Annotated in this window: 17 protein-coding genes; 7 read left to right on the forward strand and 10 right to left on the reverse strand. The window is 62.9% G+C overall.

Annotation, left to right across the window (positions count from 1 at the left end; genetic code table 11):
• Positions 1 to 165: 165 nt before the first annotated feature.
• The 9 genes from ACZ89F_RS20155 to ACZ89F_RS20195 form a co-directional block, all read right to left on the reverse strand.
• On the reverse strand, positions 166 to 519 hold the full coding sequence (locus ACZ89F_RS20155) for an ArsC family reductase (protein WP_476093758.1): 354 nt from the start codon (positions 517 to 519) through the stop codon (positions 166 to 168).
• Positions 520 to 701: 182 nt separating this feature from the next.
• Complete coding sequence (locus ACZ89F_RS20160) at positions 702 to 1,055, reverse strand: SnoaL-like domain-containing protein (protein WP_476093759.1); 354 nt, start codon at positions 1,053 to 1,055, stop codon at positions 702 to 704.
• 135 nt (positions 1,056 to 1,190) lie between these two features.
• On the reverse strand, positions 1,191 to 1,793 hold the full coding sequence (locus ACZ89F_RS20165) for a 2'-5' RNA ligase family protein (protein WP_476093760.1): 603 nt from the start codon (positions 1,791 to 1,793) through the stop codon (positions 1,191 to 1,193).
• 178 nt (positions 1,794 to 1,971) lie between these two features.
• Positions 1,972 to 3,057, reverse strand: a complete 1,086-nt coding sequence (locus ACZ89F_RS20170; RefSeq protein WP_476093761.1) for an ABC transporter ATP-binding protein — start codon at positions 3,055 to 3,057, stop codon at positions 1,972 to 1,974.
• Positions 3,047 to 3,655: a cupin domain-containing protein gene (locus ACZ89F_RS20175; RefSeq protein WP_476093762.1), complete on the reverse strand. Its 609-nt coding sequence runs from the start codon at positions 3,653 to 3,655 to the stop codon at positions 3,047 to 3,049. Before ACZ89F_RS20175 ends, ACZ89F_RS20170 begins: the two co-directional genes overlap by 11 nt.
• Before the next feature lie 32 nt (positions 3,656 to 3,687).
• Complete coding sequence (locus ACZ89F_RS20180) at positions 3,688 to 4,758, reverse strand: ABC transporter substrate-binding protein (protein WP_476093763.1); 1,071 nt, start codon at positions 4,756 to 4,758, stop codon at positions 3,688 to 3,690.
• Positions 4,743 to 5,609, reverse strand: coding sequence for an ABC transporter permease (locus ACZ89F_RS20185; protein WP_476093764.1), 867 nt, complete (start codon positions 5,607 to 5,609; stop codon positions 4,743 to 4,745). The genes ACZ89F_RS20180 and ACZ89F_RS20185 overlap by 16 nt, the downstream gene beginning before the upstream one ends.
• A complete protein-coding gene (locus tag ACZ89F_RS20190; RefSeq protein WP_476093765.1) occupies positions 5,606 to 6,490 on the reverse strand; it encodes an ABC transporter permease in 885 nt (294 codons plus the stop codon). The genes ACZ89F_RS20185 and ACZ89F_RS20190 overlap by 4 nt, the downstream gene beginning before the upstream one ends.
• 101 nt (positions 6,491 to 6,591) lie before the next feature.
• On the reverse strand, positions 6,592 to 7,875 hold the full coding sequence (locus tag ACZ89F_RS20195; protein ID WP_476093766.1) for an NAD(P)/FAD-dependent oxidoreductase: 1,284 nt from the start codon (positions 7,873 to 7,875) through the stop codon (positions 6,592 to 6,594).
• 232 nt (positions 7,876 to 8,107) lie between these two features.
• Here ACZ89F_RS20195 and ACZ89F_RS20200 point away from each other — a divergent pair, with 232 nt between their 5' ends.
• From ACZ89F_RS20200 to ACZ89F_RS20230, 7 genes are all read left to right on the forward strand, one after another.
• Positions 8,108 to 9,259 carry a fumarylacetoacetate hydrolase family protein gene (locus ACZ89F_RS20200; protein WP_476093767.1) on the forward strand — a complete coding sequence of 384 codons (1,152 nt, stop codon included), beginning with the start codon at positions 8,108 to 8,110 and terminating at the stop codon, positions 9,257 to 9,259.
• Between the two features lie 252 nt (positions 9,260 to 9,511).
• A complete protein-coding gene (locus ACZ89F_RS20205) occupies positions 9,512 to 11,050 on the forward strand; it encodes a sugar ABC transporter ATP-binding protein (protein WP_476093768.1) in 1,539 nt (512 codons plus the stop codon).
• Positions 11,047 to 12,081 (forward strand): ABC transporter permease, encoded by a 1,035-nt coding sequence (locus ACZ89F_RS20210; protein ID WP_476093769.1) that lies wholly within the window; start codon positions 11,047 to 11,049, stop codon positions 12,079 to 12,081. The genes ACZ89F_RS20205 and ACZ89F_RS20210 overlap by 4 nt, the downstream gene beginning before the upstream one ends.
• A 236-nt stretch (positions 12,082 to 12,317) precedes the next feature.
• Complete coding sequence (locus ACZ89F_RS20215; protein ID WP_476093770.1) at positions 12,318 to 13,253, forward strand: substrate-binding domain-containing protein; 936 nt, start codon at positions 12,318 to 12,320, stop codon at positions 13,251 to 13,253.
• Between the two features lie 118 nt (positions 13,254 to 13,371).
• A complete protein-coding gene (locus ACZ89F_RS20220) occupies positions 13,372 to 14,358 on the forward strand; it encodes an ABC transporter permease (protein ID WP_476093771.1) in 987 nt (328 codons plus the stop codon).
• Positions 14,359 to 14,361: 3 nt separating this feature from the next.
• On the forward strand, positions 14,362 to 15,153 hold the full coding sequence (locus ACZ89F_RS20225; protein WP_183444640.1) for an ATP-binding cassette domain-containing protein: 792 nt from the start codon (positions 14,362 to 14,364) through the stop codon (positions 15,151 to 15,153).
• An 86-nt stretch (positions 15,154 to 15,239) separates the two neighbouring features.
• Positions 15,240 to 16,262: a LacI family DNA-binding transcriptional regulator gene (locus ACZ89F_RS20230; protein WP_476093772.1), complete on the forward strand. Its 1,023-nt coding sequence runs from the start codon at positions 15,240 to 15,242 to the stop codon at positions 16,260 to 16,262.
• A gap of 332 nt (positions 16,263 to 16,594) precedes the next feature.
• On the opposite strand, the gene ACZ89F_RS20235 is transcribed toward ACZ89F_RS20230, so the two are convergent.
• Positions 16,595 to 17,185: a TetR/AcrR family transcriptional regulator gene (locus tag ACZ89F_RS20235; RefSeq protein WP_476093773.1), complete on the reverse strand. Its 591-nt coding sequence runs from the start codon at positions 17,183 to 17,185 to the stop codon at positions 16,595 to 16,597.
• Positions 17,186 to 17,413: the final 228 nt, after the last annotated feature.

The raw sequence follows: 17,413 nt of genomic DNA on the forward strand, positions 1-17,413 counted from the left end.
ATCCTCGGCTTGACCCGAGGATCCATGCCGTGACCTCGGCCGTGGGACGCCACGGAGCAGAACCTGCACCGTTGCAACGCTCATAGGTCACGGCATGGATCCTATGGTCTGCGCCGCGTCGCTTCGCTCCTTGCTCCGCCATAGGATGACGAAGTGAGGGGCGCTCTACCTCCCACCCACTGCCTGCTCATAAACATCCGGCTTGAAGCCGACGAGGACGCTGTCGCCCAGTTCCAGCACGGGCCGCTTGATCATCGTCGGCTTGGCCAGCATCAGCGCCTTGGCCTTCTTTTCGTCGAGGCCCTGCTTGTCCTTGTCCGCCAGTTCGCGGAACGTCGTACTCGCCTTGTTGAGCAGCTTTTCCCAGCCAACCTTGCCCGCCCAGCCATCGAGCCGCTTGGCGTCCAGCCCCTCCGCCCTGAAATCGTGAAACCGGTAGGCCACGTCATGGCCCTCCAGCCAGACGCGCGCCTTCCTGACCGTGTCGCAGGTGGTGATGCCGTACATGGTGATCGTCAAAATGTGCTTCCCTTGGGTGACAGCCGAATCCGTCTCACAGACTAAAACCACCCTTCCCGCTTTGCCAGAGCCGTCGCCGTATCTCCATCTCACATGACGGCCAGGACATTGTCCTGGCCGTCATGTCTGTTTTCGACCCTACAGCGGCGAGAGCAAGATCCCGCAAGCCCGGGGGTTCGGCCTCAATAGTAGAAGCGCTCTTCGGTGATCTTGCCATTCTTGACCGTGTACAGGCCAACTTCATCCATGGTGACACGCTCGCCGGTAGCCTTTGGCGTTATGTCGAACTTGAAGCGCACCGCGAACTGGTCGCCGTTGACATAGGGTCCCTCGACCGACCCGCCATGCACTTCGTTGTTCTCCTGCCACCACTGGCCCTTCTGCCTCAGAGCCTCCTTGCCACGGGCGATCGCCATCGGCCCCTCCATGGCTTCGAGGCTGACGATATCATCGGCATTGTACTTCTCGGCCGCACCGGCATGATCACCCTGCTGGAGCAGTTCGGTGAAATCCTTGGCAATTTCCGCGATGGTCATTTGTGTTCCTCCTGTTCAGACGCACTGCAAATAGGGAACCGCCTGCGGCTTGCCATCGTCAATCCGCGCCGTAGCTGACAAGCCATGTCAGGATGATAGATATCGCACGGATTATATGACGACGATGTGAGCACATCACATCACGCTCAGCGGCCAACATTCCGGGAAAACGTACTTCTTCAGTCCGCGCAAGCTGTGCACAAGAGCGAACTCCCGTGCAACAAAGCTGATTGGATCGATAGGCTGTTGCGGGATAAGTTTCTGGTCATAGGCAAGTGTCAAATGTGGAACGAAACCGTCTGATGTGAGGCCTTCGCGCAGCATTTCGACGCCGAGCTTCCTGCTCAACTCACAAACCGGTCCGTCGTCGGCGAGAAGCACGAACGGATGCTTGGCCGGGCTACCCCTTGTCGCCGGGCGGCCGGGAAAGCTCCTGAAATGACGAAAGGTGACCTCGAACTCAGGCATCGCGATGCGCCGCCCCGATCGGGCGGCTGCAAAGACGGTTTTCGTTCGCAACCTCTTGTAATCACCGACGTGCTGCAGGCTGACATGAAACCGATGGTACAGCAGACGGGAGCCGGTTATCCCGCATTGGCTGCATAACCCGTTTTGACAATCGGCAAACCGAGAATAGTCCTTCGGCTGCAAGAACAAGCCGTAGAATACGCGATCCGGCCGTTTAGGCCGCCATGGCGGCTCTGGAATTCCGAAATCGAATTCGCCTTGCAGATACATACGCATACGCCGACAAGGAACGCTCCCGTTTTGGTCCACAACTAGAACAAAACAGGAACATACGTTTGAGTCAAGCGTGTATTGACCCGAAGTCTACGCCCCATAGCCGATGATGCCCTTTGAACCCAAGGAGGTCGTGGATCGCCCAATCGGCTCCGGTTTTTGGATATCGGTGGGACTAGCTTGGCAGGATGGGGCAATTGGCGCCACGGCGCAGGCTGATATGCGCCACGTCGCCGGCGCTGAATTGAAAACCTTCGGCCTGGCGCGGAGCATCGATGACAACAGGTGCACCCTCCCCCAGTTCGGCATGCAGGCGCAGCGTGCGGCCGTGAAAGACGATGCTGTTGACGCGCGCCGGCGCCGTGCCGGGCGCGGCCTCGGTCATCGCCAGCAAATCCTCCGGGCGCACGCCAATGGTCCGCACCTCGCCTTGCCCGGGTGACTGGCCGGTTTCAGAAATGGCCTCCAGCGGCAGGGTGCCGGCGGCGAAGCGCAGGCGATCGCCATCGCGGCCGATAAAGCGTGATTGCAGGAGATTCATGGTGCCGATGAAGCTCGCCACAAACTTCGTGGCAGGCTGGTCGTAAAGGGTGGCTGGCGGTGCGATCTGTTCGATGCGGCCTTTGTTCATGACGACGATGCGGTCGGAGATCGACAGCGCTTCGGTCTGGTCGTGGGTGACCATGACGAAGGTGGTGCCGAGCCGCGACTGCAGCCGTTTCAGCTCGACCTGCATCTGTTCGCGCAGATGCGCATCGAGCGCCGACAGCGGTTCGTCGAGCAGCAGCACGCGCGGCTCGCAGACGATGGCACGCGCCAGTGCGACGCGCTGGCGCTGGCCGCCAGACAGTTCGGAGACGCGGGCGCGAAGCTTGTCGGCAAGACCGACCATATCGAGGGCTTCGCCGGTGCGCTTTGCCTGCTCGGCTCTAGAAAGCTTGCGCAGCGAGAGGCCGAAGCCGACATTTTCGGCGACGTTCATGTGCGGAAACAGCGCGTAGTCCTGGAATACGGTGTTGACCGGCCGGTCGAAGGGCCGAAGTGCGGTGATGTCGCGGCCGTCGAGCAACACCTTGCCGCTCGACGGGCTTTCGAAGCCGGCAATGACCCGCAGGCTGGTGGTCTTGCCGCAACCCGAGGGTCCGAGCAGCGTAATGAACTCGCCGCTGATAATGTCGAGCTCGACAGCGTCGAGCCCGACGATGCCGCCGGGAAATATCTTTGAGACCGACTGCAGCCGGACGAGTGGATCAGGCGCCATCGCGAACCTCGGATGGCTTCGTGGTGTTGACCCAGAGGATCTGGCAACGCTCGGCGCCCGGATTGCGGAAGGCATGCAAAAGCGTGCTCTTGAAGGCGAAACTGTCGCCGGTCTTCAGCACATATTTTGTCGAATCCACCACCAGTTCGACCTCGCCGGCCAGCACGAAGCCGAACTCATGGCCGGCGTGTGCATAGGCCTCGGCGGTGCCACCAGCGGCTTCCACCGTTACCAGCATGCCGGTCAGCGTCGCGCCCGGCGGCGACAGCAGCGCCTTGGCGATGCCTTCCGACTTGACCGGGATTTGCCGCCGCTTGTCGGCACGCACGCAATAGAGATCGTTGACGGCATCGTTGCCATCGGCGATCAGCGCCGACGGCTCGATGTCGAGGGCGGCGGCGAGCGGCCAGATCACCTTGACGCGCAACGAGGACATGCCGCGCTCGATCTGGCTGAGCGCCCCGATCGAGACGCCGGCTTTTGCCGCAAGATCGGCCAGCGACAGCTTACGCTCCAGCCGGAGCGCCCGCACGCGCCGGCCGACGCGAATGTCGGCGTCGTCCTTTGGCTTTTCAGCCGCTTCGTCCAGCATGTCCATCAATTCGTCCTCGCCGCGCGGTGCTCCAGGGTTCACCCGCCTGCCTTGACCTTCTCAAACATCTTGGCGAGGTCGTCATTCTGTTTCATCGGTCCGGTGAAGATGGTGGTCTTCAGCATCACCTCCGGATCGGACGGCAGTTGCAATTTCTCCAGCTCCTCCTTCGGAACCGTGGCAAAGGCGGAACTCAGCGAGCTGCCATAACCATAGGCCTCGATCAGGTATTTGCCGGAGTCGGCGTCCAGCCGGCTGTTGATGAAGTCATAGGCGAGATCGACATTCTTGGCGTCCTTGAGCATGACGAAGCCGCAGGCCCAGGTCAGCATGCCTTCCTTCGGCTTCATGAACTCGACCGGCACGCCCTGCTTCTTCAGCGAGGTAGCCGACGCGTTCCAGGTCATGGCGGCGACCAATTGGCCGCTGGCCAGCGCCTGTTCGACCGAGGTCATGTCGGTGGTGTAGTTGGAGAGCAGCGGGCGCTGCTCGCGCAGCTTCTCGGCCACCTTGTCTATCTCGGCAGGGGTCATGTCGAACGGATTGACGCCGGCCAGAAGTGCGGCAACGATCGGCGTGTCATGCACGGCGTCGATGGTCGCCATGCGGCCGGCATACTGCTTGTCCCACAGAAGGTTCCAGCTCGCTTCCGGGTTCTTCACCAGATCGGTGCGGTAGAGGATCGAGGTGTTGCCCCAGTCCCACGGCACCATCCAGACCTTGCCGTCGCCTGCCTGCAGGTCGGGCAGGTTCTTGAACACCGGGAAGATCGAATCCCAGTTCTTGATGCGCTTGGTGTCGATCGGCTGCAGCAGGCCTTCCTTGTTCCAGCGCGCCACCTTGTCATAGCAGGGATGCGCAATGTCGGGGCGGAAGCCGGCCTTGACCTTGGTGAAGGCGTCATCGTCGTCGCCGAAGATCGAGGCCTCGACGCCATCGGGGTGCGCGGCGAGGAAGCTCTTGTTGAAATCGGGCAGTTCATAGCCCGACCAGGTGAAATATTGCAGCTTGTCGCCGGCGAAAGCGACGGTCGACGACAGCGCTAGCGCGAACGCCGTCAATCCAACGCAAACAGTCTTTGCAGAGATCGATTTCAGGTCGAATGCCATTGCAGTTCTCCTCTCTTGGTTTGTTTTGGTTGTGATGGATCGGCGGGCGCCGGCGCGGACAGGCCGCGATGGCGCAGGATTTCGGCAGCTGCCGCGATGACGAAGGACACCGCCAGGATCGTCGTGCCCAGCGCCATGACCGTCGGCAGCGATCTCGGGAACCTGAGCTGGCTCCAGATGTAGAGCGGCAGTGTCGGCTCGGTGCCGGCCAGGAAGAAGACGACGATGAATTCGTCGAAGGAGATCAGGAAGGCCAGCATGAAGGCCGAAACGATGGCAGGCAGGCTGAGCGGCAGCATGACCCGCCGGAAGGTCGTCCAGTCGGAGGCACCGAGATCGAGAGCCGCCTCGCGAATGGTTTTCGGAATGGCGGCGAAGCGGCTGCGCATGATCACCACGGTCGTCGGCAGCGCCACCAATATGTGGCCGAGAACGATGGCGATGCGCGATGGACCGAGACCGATGAGGTTGATGAGGATGAGCAACGATATGCCGACGATCACGCCTGGGATCAGGATCGGCAGTCGGGCTATGGCGCTGATGGTGGCGGCCAGCGGCGAGCGGCCATAGAGGTCCATGTAGGACACGGTGATGCCGCAGAGCGTTGCGCCAGTGGCGGCAATGACACCGATGACGAGGCTGTTCAAGAGCGCACTGGTCAGCGCCGAATTGCCGAACAAGGTCGCGTACCATTGCAAGGTAAAGCCTTGCAGCGGAAACGCTGCCTGGATCGAGTTGTTGAAGGAAAACAGCGGGATCAGCAGGACCGGCAGATAGAGAAAGACCAGATAGGCAATAACGTAGGCGCCAAGCCAGCCGCCGCCTCGCTGTGTGTGCCGCCCCTCGCTCATGTGCGGCTGCCAAATCTGCGGTCGGCAAAGCGCGCGACCAGCACGACGCACAGGATGACCAGCATCACGGCGACGGAGAGTGCAGCCCCAAACGGCCAGTCATTGGCCTTGCCGAACTCAGCCTGGATCAGTGTGCCGATCATGGTGCTGGCCGGACCGCCGACGAGAGCCGGCGTGACATAGTCGCCGACCGTCGGCACGAAGACGACGAGGGCTGCCGCCAGCACGCCCGGCATCGAATTGGGCAGCACGACACGGCGAAAAGAGGTGAATGGCCGCGCGCCGAGATCGGAAGCGGCCTCGACCAGCGATTTCGGGATCGTGTCCAGCGCCACATAGATCGGCAGGATGGCGAACGGCGCATAGGCGTGCGCCAGCGTGACGACAACGGCGGCCGGCGTGTTGAGAAAGGCCAGTGTCGGCTCGGACCAGATGCCACTTTCGATCAGCGCCGAGTTCAGCACGCCATTATAGGCAAGCACGATCTTCCAGGCGAAGACGCGCAAGAGATAGCTGGTCCAGAACGGCAGCGTCACCAGGAACAGCAATAGCCCGCGCCGCCGGCCGGCGTGGAAGGCAAGGTAGTAGGCGACGGGATAGGCAGTAACGACCGTGGCCAGCGTGACCAGGGCGGCGATAATCAGCGAGCGCAGCGTCACCGTCCAGTACAGCGGATCGGACACCACAGTTGCGAAGTTCGCCACGGTGAAACCGGCGCCGAGCAGCGAACCGTCATTGCCGCGGAAGGCGAGGAAAAGCACGAGGCCAAGCGCAAACAGGATCAGCAGCAAGGTGACCAGCGCGCCCGGCAGCAGCATGGCAAACCGGAAGCCCTGAGAAGACCGGGCCTCTGGTGCTGATGCTGCAACTAGGGTCGACATCGACCTGCCTATCGAATTTTGAAATTTACTTAGATTTTTTCATATTCATGAAACTGTCAAGCGGAATCCCCAATCGGGTCCATTGACAGGAATCGCCCTGGTCAGCGCTCCAGCGCATCGAGCAGGCGATACCAGGCGATGGTCGCGGCGACGCCGACCTGGCGGAAGGCGTGAAACGGGATCGGCCGGATTGGCGAGACCGGGAAAGGCAATTGCCTGGCGTCGCCACCTTGGAGGTAGCCGGCGATGCGCTCGCCAAGCGCGGTCATCAGGCCGACACCGCGACCCTGGCAACCGACCACGGCCAGCAGGCCCTGCTCCGGCTCGTGGACGTGCGGCAGGTGGTCCGGTGTCATCGCCACCCGGCCGAACCAGCGCTTCTCGATGGTGACACCGGACAGCGAGGGATAGAGCCGTACCAGCGCACGCTCGAGATGCGCCCAGTCGCCAGCGCTCGTCGGCAACGCCATGCGGCCCCGTCCGCCGAGCACCAGCCGGCCGTCGGCACTCTTGCGGTAGTAGACGAGGATGCGACGGGAGTCCGACACCGCCTGCCCTTCCGGCAGGATCGTGGCCGACAGATAGGACGGCAGCGGCGCTGTGGCGATCTGAAAGGAATGTAGCGGCACGATCGTCTGGGCGAGACCAGGGACCAGACCATCCGTATAGGCGTTGGTCGCCAGCACGACTGCTTTTGCCTGCAATTCCGGGCCGTTTTCGGTCGAAATTCGCCAAATGCCGGCGGCATTGGTGAGCCGCACGACTTTTTGGCGCTCGGCTATCCTCACCCCAGCCGCGGCCGCGACACGGGCGAGTTCCGACGTGTAGGCGAGCGGATCGATGACACCAGCGCGGCGGTCGAGCCAGCCGCCGAGATAGCCCTGCGCACCGGTCCTGGCTGCGATCTCCGCCGCGCTCAAAAGCCTGACATCGGCGCCCCGCGCCCGCCATTGCCGGTCACGGGCCGCCGCCGCCTTCAGCGCGGCCTCGGTGTGCGCCGCCTGGATCCAGCCATTGCGAACGAACGGAACCGCCAGCTTCTCGTCGCGGATCAGTTCGAACACGGCATCGGCGGTCGAGGCGGCGAAATTGACGAGCGCCTCGCCGCGTTCCGGACCAAAATGCTCCAGCAGCCATTCCGGGTCATATTTCAGGCCGGGAATGACCTGCCCGCCATTCAGGCCCGATGCGCCACGGCCGATCTCGCCGGCCTCCAGCACCTGCACCGACATGCCAAGCCGGGCGGCATGCAAAGCCGTCGACAGACCCATGATGCCGCCGCCAACGATGACGACATCCGCCTTTTCACCGCTGGGAAAAAGCGATTGAAACCTGGAAGCTGCCTGCGGCTTGTGCCAGATCGGATCGGAGAATGGTCCGGGCAAGGGTCACCTGAATGCGCTGCATCGAATGAAAATTCTAGTGATAATTTCACAATTTTGAAAGAGCGTTTCAGTTTTCGGTTGTGGACTGCGGCCACAGACCATCGAGCAGAGACCATCGAAGAGCTGGAATCCCGATCGCCAGCGACGGGATAGACCTTTGACAGGAATCCGGTGAAAGTGCCGCGCCGATCCGACCAGCTCAATTTGTAGATCATTCAGAGGACCTAACGCCATGACGAACCCGACTCATCTGCCCAGTGATGGCCTTTTTGTCGGTCGCGTCAGCAGCGCCTCCCATCCCTTGGTGGTCACGGTCCGCGACGGCGCGGTTTTTGACATCACGTCGCGTACGGCACCGACTGTGCGTGACATCTGCGAGATGCCGGATCCTGCCGGCCATGTCCGCTCGGCCAAGGGCAAACCGATCGGATCGCTCGATGACATCGCCGCCAACAGTTTTGAGACCAGGCGCGATCCGGCGAAACCGTATCTGCTCTCCCCGATCGACCTGCAGGCGGTCAAGGCGTCGGGCGTCACTTTCGTCGTCAGCCTGCTGGAACGGGTCATCGAGGAACAGGCGCGCGGTTCGGCTGAAAAAGCCGACGCCATCCGCGCCGACATTGCCGGACTGATCGGCCACGATCTGTCGAAGCTGAAACCCGGTTCGCCCGAAGCGATGGAGATCAAGGCCAAGCTCATCGCGCGCGGCGCCTGGTCGCAATATCTGGAAGTGGGCATCGGCCCCGATGCCGAGATCTTCACCAAATGCCAGCCGATGGCCTCGGTCGGCTTCGGCGCCGATGTCGGCCTGCACCCGGTGTCGACCTGGAACAATCCGGAGCCCGAGATCGCCATGATCGCCGCCTCAAGCGGCAGGATCGTCGGCGCGACCATCGGCAATGACGTCAATCTGCGCGACGTCGAAGGGCGTTCGGCGCTGCTGCTCGGCAAGGCCAAGGACAACAATGCCTCGGCCGCCCTCGGTCCCTTTATCCGGCTGTTCGACGACACATTCTCGATCGACGATGTGAAGCGGGCCGTCGTGCGCCTGAAGGTCGAGGGCGAGGACGGGTTTTCGCTGGAGGGCGCAAGCTCGATGGCCGAGATCAGCCGCTCGCCGGAAGAACTGGTTGCCGCGGCCATGGGGCCGCACCACCAGTATCCGGAAGGGCTGGCGCTCTATCTCGGCACCATGTTCGTGCCTTCCAAGGATCGCGGCGAGAAGGGCAAGGGCTTCACCCACAAGGTCGGCGACATCGTCACCATCTCGTCGGAAAAATTCGGTGCGCTGGTCAACCGGGTGCGGCTGTCGCCCGACTGCCCGCCCTGGACCTACGGCGCCAGCCATCTGATGCGAGAGCTGGCCAAGGCCGATCTGATCTAGGGTTTGCCGATATTCAGGTGATGCCGGTCTGCGAATAGCAGTTTCCTGCGCTTCCGGTACTCGCGTACCCGAACGTACGCTCCGTTCCGGTTCTTGGAACCCACTATTCTCGACTCGGCCTGACCTGAATCTCAACAAACCCTATCCGCCCTCGCCTGGAAGGGATCGCCATCAACACAATTTTATGCGAAAGCCGGGTGACTAAGGACGCAATCCGCTCCAAGATCGCGGCGCGGTCGGGGGGCCGTCCGTATGTCCGATTCGCCGATACTGTTCGTGCGCAATGCTGCCAAGCGCTTTGGCGGCACGGTCGTGCTCGAAGACATGAACCTTGTGGTCGAGCGCGGCTCGATCCACGCGGTGGTTGGCGAAAGCGGCGCCGGCAAATCGACGCTGATCAAGGTGCTGGCGGGCATCGTCCGGCCGGACAGCGGCACCATCGAGTTTGACGGCAAGAAGGCGACGATCAGCAGCCCCAATACGGCGCGAAAGCTGGGCATCGGCGTCGTCCTGCAGCAGGCCGGGCTGTTTCCGGAGCGCCCGGTGTTGGCCAATCTGTTCGTCAACCGCGAACCGTTGCATAACGGACTGATCTCGCGGCGCGAAATGGAGGCGCGCAGCCGTGACCTGCTGCGCCAGCTTGGTCTCACTGTTGATGTCCACGCCCCGCTCGGCGAGCTTGGGCCGGGTGAGCGACAACTCATCGCGATTGCCCGCGCGCTGCTGGAAAACCCGAGACTGCTCATCCTCGACGATCCTCATTCGGCGCTCGACCGGCGTCAGACAGATCGGCTGTTCGCCGTGCTGCGAGGCCTGAAAGCCAAGGGCATGAGCATGCTCTACGCCTCGAACCGGCTGGAGGATGCGCTGGCCATCGCCGACCAGCTGACGGTCATCCGCAACGGCCGTGACGTGCTGTCAAAGGCGCGGCAGGAGCTGACGACATCGGAGGAAGCGATGATCGGCCAGTTGCGCCAGTCGCTGTTTCCGCTGCCGCTCAGGGCCATGCCGACGCTTGCCGGCACGCTGCGGCCGCAGCTCGCGGTTTCTGGGCTCGGCGGCGGCAAACTGAACGAGGTCAGCTTCACGGCGCGCGCGGGCGAGATCGTCGGCCTTGCCGGGCTTGCCGGCTCCGGCGTGTCGGAGGTGCTTGCCCTGTTGTTCGGAGCGAAAAAGGCGCGCGCGGGCAGAGTACGCTTCCCGGACGGGGACGGGTTGCCGAAAACCCGCACGGAAGCGGCGGGGCGCAACGTCTGCATGATTTCAGGTGAGCGCGGCAACGGGCTGATGCAACACAAGTCCATTGCCTTCAATCTGGCGAACGTCGTCGTCGGTGCACGCGACTGGGGGTCGCGCTGGTATTCACCCGTGATGGCGCTCGGTCGCGCCGCGCGGCAGATCGAGGCGCTGCGCATCAGGTCCGCTCCGGAGGCGCCGGCGGGCTCGCTTTCGGCCGGCGGCCAGCAGAAGGTGATCATCGCCAAATGGCTGGAAATCGGCCCGCAAGTGGTGCTGCTCGATGAGCCGGCGCGCGGCGTCGATATCGGCAGCAAGCAGGAGATCTATGCGTTGATCCGGCAGATGGCGGCCAGCGGCTGCATCGTTCTGCTGCATTCGAGGGAATTGTCCGAGCTGACCGGCTTGAGCGATCGCATCCTTGCCTTCCACCAGGGCCGGCTTGCGGGCGAGATCGCCGGCGCCGACATGGATGGCGGGAGGCTGCTGCAGCTGATTGCGGCGGGCGAGGCAGAGGGTGAAGGCCGACAGACCAAGCTGGAGAGCGTTGCATGAGCAGAGCCGATATCGCATTGCCCTTGGCCGGATCGGCGAACCGTAGGCCGGGGCGTCGCATTCGCCTGCCGGCTGAGACCGGTGCCGCCGTCGGGCTCGCCGTCCTGGTCGGGCTGCTCGGCTGGCTCCAGCCTTCCTTCTTCGATCCGGCCAATCTGTCGTCGCTGCTGGGGCAAGCCGCCCTGCCCGGACTGTTGGCGATCGGCATGGTGTTCGTGCTCACCATGCGCGACATCGACCTTTCGGCCGGCGCGGTGTTCCATCTCGCGGCGGCTGCCGCAGCCCTTTTGATGGTTGCCGGCATCGACCCCTGGCTTGCCGCCCTGGCCGGGATCGTGCTCGGCGCAGGCCTCGGCCTCATCAATGGGCTGCTGGCGATCACGCTGCGCCTGCCGGCCATGGTGGTGACGCTCGGCACCTGGTGGATGATCCAGGGCCTCTCGCTGGTGGCCGGCAAGGGACAGACGATAGCACCGCCGGCCGTTGACAGCGGCTTCTTCACGACGCTGTCGGGCAAGGCCTTCGCGGTGGTGCCGGCGGCCTGCATCGTTTTCGTCGTGCTGGCCTTGGCGATGCACGTCGTGCTCCACCGCACGCGCTTTGGCTACCGGGTGCAGGCCGTCGGCAGCAATCGACAAGCCGCTGCCTATGCCGGCATTCCGACGTCCAAGGTGCGACTGCAGACGCTCGTGCTGATGGGCGCGATGGCGGGGCTCGCCGGCGTGATCCATGTCGGCGCCAACGGCGCCATCGCCCCCGGCGACGGCAGCAGCTTCATGCTGCTGGCAATCGCGGCGGCCATCGTCGGCGGCACATCGCTTTCGGGAGGGCATGGCAGCGTCATTGGCGCGGCGATCGGCATCCTGCTTGTCCAGGTGATCCTGAGCGCAATGAGCTTGCTTGGCGTCGATGCCGCATGGAGCACCCTCGCCACCGGCGCCCTGACCGTGCTCGCGCTGGCGGTCGACCGGCTGTTCAGGCTGTGGCGCAACCGGCGCGCCGGACACGGCGAAGACGATCCGCTCGGCTGAGCCCTGACACCAATTATCCGACAGTCGGAAAATCACCTGAACTGATGCAATCTGATGGGAGCGTTGATGGCGCCCTGTCAGACGACAACTACATCTGCAGATGGAGGCTTGCCATCCGCCGAAAAAGGGAATGCTCTGACGCATTCAACCGGCGCTGGCAAAAGACGCAATCCGGCGGTCGCCGGAACACAAGGGACGGATTCGGAACTGACCATCTACAAACGGGAGGAAATCAAATGCTGACACGGCTAAGATTCGTTCTATACGGCCTGTTGGTGGCGCTGATGGTGATACCAGCAGCGGCACAGGCCAAGACGTTCTACTGGATTTCGCATGGCGGTCCGGCCGACCCGGTCTGGACCTACTTCCTGGCCGGCGCCAAGCAGTGGGCCAAGGACACCGGCAACACCGTCAACACCTCGTTCCACAATGGCGATGTGGCCTCGCAGCAGGAAGCGGTTCGCGCCGCGCTCTCCGCCAAGGCCGATGGCATCGTCACCACGAGCCCCGATCCGGGCAGCCTGATCGAGATCGTCAAGGAAGCGCGGGCGGCGAAAATCCCGATCATCAATTTCAACACGCCCGACCCGAAAGCCGACTTCAACGCCTATGTCGGCGGCGATAATGTCACCTTCGGCAAGCACTGGGCGCAGTATCTGGTCGACAAAGGCCTGGTGAAGAAGGGCGACTTCGTCTGGATGCCGGTCGAGATTCCAGGCGCCACCTACGGCGTGCAGGAAGAAGAAGGCATCAAGAGCGTCTTCGAGCCGCTCGGCGTCACCTATGAAATCACCGAAGCGACGCTCGACCAGGCCGAAGCCATCAACCGCATGGTCGACTACCTCACCGCCAACAAGGCCAAGGTCAAGGCGATCATCGGTCTCGGCGATCTGGTCACCGGCTCGATCAAGCGGGTGTTCGACCAGGCCGGCATCAAGGCGGGCGAAATCCCGGTCGTCGGTTGGGGCAACTCGCTCGACACCACCCAGGAAGTGCTGAACGGCTATGTCAATGCCGGCCAGTGGCAGGACCCGCAGGCGACCAGCTATGTCGCGCTTTCGCTGGCCAACATGGCGGCCAGCGGCATTCCTCCGGGCTTCAACGTGATCACCGGCGCGCTCTACGAAAAGGACACCGCGCAGGTCTACGACGACATCCTGTCCGGCAAGTAACATCCCAAGCTCAACAGTCGCGACCGCCCTGGCGGTCGCGACTGACCTTCCATTTTCGCCGAGCTCTTCGCACGCCAATGTGCAAGGCTCAGCCTTCCACTCATGTCGCGGATTGCCTGTGGAAAATCGTTCGCTCATCCAACGCCTGATCGCGCGGCCTGAATTCGGCCCCTTCGTGCTGCTCGTGGTCGAGATCGCCGTTTTCTGGGGCTTCAATCACGACTTCCTGTCGCCGCAGAACATCTCCAACACACTGGCCTTCACAGTCGAACTCGGCCTGATCGCGCTGGCGATGACGCTGCTGATGACGTCGGGCGAATTCGACCTCTCGGTCGGCTCGCTGTTCGGTTTCTCGCCGGTGCTGATGTGGACGCTGTTCAACAGCGGCCTCACTTCGCTTGAGGTCGGCTTTGTCGCAGCACTGCTGGTCGCCGCCCTCATCGGGCTGGTCAATGGCTGGTTCGTCACGCAGCTCAAGATCCCGTCCTTCCTGGTGACGCTAGGCATGCTGCTGGTGGTGCGCGGCACCGCGCTTTTCGTCACCGACGGTTTTCCGCAGCGCACCTGGAGCGCCGAAGGCAGCTGGCTGGCGGAGGCGCTGGTCGGCGACTTCTTCATCGGGCCGTTCCGCATCTACATGTCGCTGTTCTGGTTTATCGCCGCGGCGATCGCGCTTGGCTATGTGCTGACGCAAAGCCGCACCGGCAACTGGATCCAGGCGGCCGGCGGCAACCCCAGTGCGGCGCGCGCGCGCGGCGTCAATGTCAGCGGCGTCAAGATCGGCCTGTTCGTGCTGTCGTCGGTCATGGCCTCGCTTGCCGGCGTCATCTCTTCGCTGCGCACGTCCGCCGCCAACCCCAACAGCGGTACCGGCTACGAACTCGAGGTCATCGCCATGGTGGTGATCGGCGGCACCGCACTGACCGGTGGGCGCGGCACCATCATCGGCACCGTGCTCGGCATCCTGATCCTGCGCGTCATGCGCAACGGCATCGTGCTGATCGGCGTGCCCGGCCTTGCCTACAACATCTTCATCGGCGCGATCATCCTTGGCATGATGGCGCTGCATTCATGGCTGGAACGCCGGCATCAGGCGGGGACTTGAACCATGGCCGAGCCGCTGATCCGCATGCAGAACATCCGCAAGTCCTATGGCCGCGTGCAGGCGCTGGAGGATGCCAATTTCCACGTCAATGAGAGGGAGATCGTCGGCCTGCTCGGCGACAATGGCGCCGGCAAGTCAACGCTGATCAAGGTGCTTTCGGGGGCTGTTCCGCTAACCAGCGGCGACATCTTCATCCGCGGCAAGAAGGTGAGCCTGCGCAGCACCAGCGACGCCATCGCCCACGGCATCGAGACGATCTACCAGGACTCGGCCCTGGTCACGCAACTGTCGATCGCCCGCAATCTGTTCCTCGGGCGCGAGCCGATCAAGCCGCCGCGCTTCCTCAACCGGATGGACCAGGATGCCATGAACACGGTCGCCCGCGACCTGCTCAAGCAGGTCGGCATCTCGAAGAACATTCCGCCGACGACGCCGATCGGCTCGCTGTCGGGCGGCGAGCGCCAGGCGGTGGCGATCGCGCGCGCCATGCATTTCGACAGCGACCTGATCATCCTGGACGAGCCGACCAACAATCTCGGCGTCGCCGAGACACAGGGCGTGCTGAGCTTCGTGCGCAACGCCCGCGATTCCGGCCATTCCTGCATTTTCATCGCCCACAACATCCACCATGTCTTCCAGGTGGTCGACCGCATCGTCGTCATGCGGCGGGGCAAGGTGGTCGCCGACGATATCGACCCGAAGAAAACCAGCGTGGCGGAGGTCGAACGGATCATCACCGGCATGTCGGACAAGGAAATTCGCGATGCCATTGCCGATGGCAAGCCATCGCACTGAGAACAGGTGATGGGCGGCAATCATCCGTCACCTCAAATCGCATCGCTTGTCTGGCGCGGCATCGCATCGGCGCATAGGGTTGCGGCATGAAAGCCACCGTCTCGGATATCGCCCGCAGCTGCGGGCTGTCGACCGCAACGGTCGACAGGGTGCTCAACAACCGCGCGGGTGCGAGTGCGGCCAACCGACAGCGCGTCATGGAGGCAGCCAAGCAGCTCGGCTATCTGCCGGTCGCCGATCAGGTGACGCTGCCGTCGCGGCCCGCCCATCTTGAATTCCTGCTGCCGATCGGCAGCAACGCCTTCATGCGCGATCTCGCCGGGCATATCGAGGACTACGCCGCGCGCCTGCCGCTCGTCGCCTCGTGCCGGATCCACAACCTCGCCGGAATCTCGCCGAGCGCGCTGCAGAGCGCGGTCGAAAACCTGTCGCTCAGGGCCAATGGCGTCGGTGTCATCGCCGTCGATCATCCGCGCACGCGCAACATCCTGCGCGATATCGTCGACGCCGGCATGCGCCTGGTGACGCTGGTGTCCGATGTTCCGGCGGCGCCGCGATCGGCCTATGTCGGCATCGACAACCGGGTGGCGGGACGAACGGCGGCGCTGTTGATGGGACGCTTCCTTGGCGGCCGCACCGGCCATCTGGCGATGGTCGTCGGCTCGCGCTCCTATCGCGGCCACGAGGAACGCGAAATGGGTTTCCGCTCGGTGCTCAACGAGGAGTTCCCCAATCTGACGATCAGCAGCGCCGTCGAGATCAACGACGAGCCTGACGTCAGCTATGCCGAGACCATGAAGGCGCTGCACAACGAGCCGGAGCTGCTCGGCATCTATTGCGTCGGAGCCGGACACTCGGGCGTTGCAAGGGCGATCCGGGAAGCCAGGCCGAACCGCAAGCCGGTGTTCATCTGCCACGACTTGACCAAGGACACGCGGGGCCATCTCGTCGACGACCTGCTCGATGTCGTGATCGACCAGAATGCCCGGCTGATCGCGGAACAGTCGGTCATTCGCCTGCTCGGCTCGATTGCCTCCTCGGCGCCCTATCTGACGCGAAAGTTCATCGAGCCGCGCTTGATCTTCAGGGAAAACGTCCCGGTGCAGTAAGGCGGGGTGGCCTGGCAAAGCCTGTTTCCGGATTTGTAGGATAATTGATACGGCAAATCTGCACAGCAGCTATGCACAATTCATTGTTGCCGAATCATTGGGCAATTCGTAATTTCTGGTTGTCGGCCATCTACTCCTCCCAGATGCGATGCCGACGCTGAATGGGGTGCACCTCCTCCCGCGCCACATTCGAAATCGAGCCCGCTGCCACCTCCTCCCGGCAGCGGGCTTTTTTCGTTCAGCCATCGGAAATTTCAGTGCCGCCTGCGCGGGCGAGCGCTAGGCATCACCTCGGTCACAGATCGGTAAGCCGCCAACAGTCGTGGCGGATTTCAACCAGCAGCGGTGCCCCGGAAGGAAACGATCAGCCCTTCGGCCATGCGCACGAACTGCGTGCTCGGACCTTCGGCACCCACGGTCTGCACACTGACACGCGCGCCCTCGAACAACAGCGACAACGTATCGGCGAGCAGCTCGGCCTGACCAATGCCGGCATCTCGACATAGCGTCACAAGGCGCTGGCGCTGGACTTCCTTGAGCTCCTTGATCACCAGCCTGGCCGGATGGTCGGGCTCGGTCAGCTCAGCGGCGGCATTGGCCATGTCACAGCCACGGCCGTCAGCATTGAGCATGGCAGCCGCCTTGCGAACCCAGGCGTGCAGCTGTGCAAGCTTGTCACCAGGAAATTCGGCCTCGAATGCATCCCACATGGCGCCGGCCTTGGCCGCATTGGCGCGCAGGCATTCGATGACCAGCTCGTCCTTGGATTCGAAGTGACGATACAGCGTCATCTTGTTCGTGCCGGCAGCTTCGGTGATGGCGTCGACGCCGACGCCCTTGATGCCATGCTTGTGGAACATGTCACGCGCCGTCTCCAGGATTCGATCCCGGGGACGCGAGCGCTCCACGACGCCGTCTGTCATCATGATCTCCTTTCGTTTCCTAAAAACCACGGCCACCTCTTGACTAGGGTGTTACCGGTCTGTAACTATGCAAATGTTACTTACTGGTAACACCTATATCGCCTTCCGTCAATAACAAGGCCGTGAACTGGTCCTGCCAGATCGGAATGAGCGAAAAACTGCAATTCATGCGGCTCCGGCCGGTGAAGAGATGAAAAACGGTTCGCGAGCATGGGCTGCGAATCGACA

It is taken from the genome of Mesorhizobium sp. USDA 3734 (genome assembly GCF_056279665.1).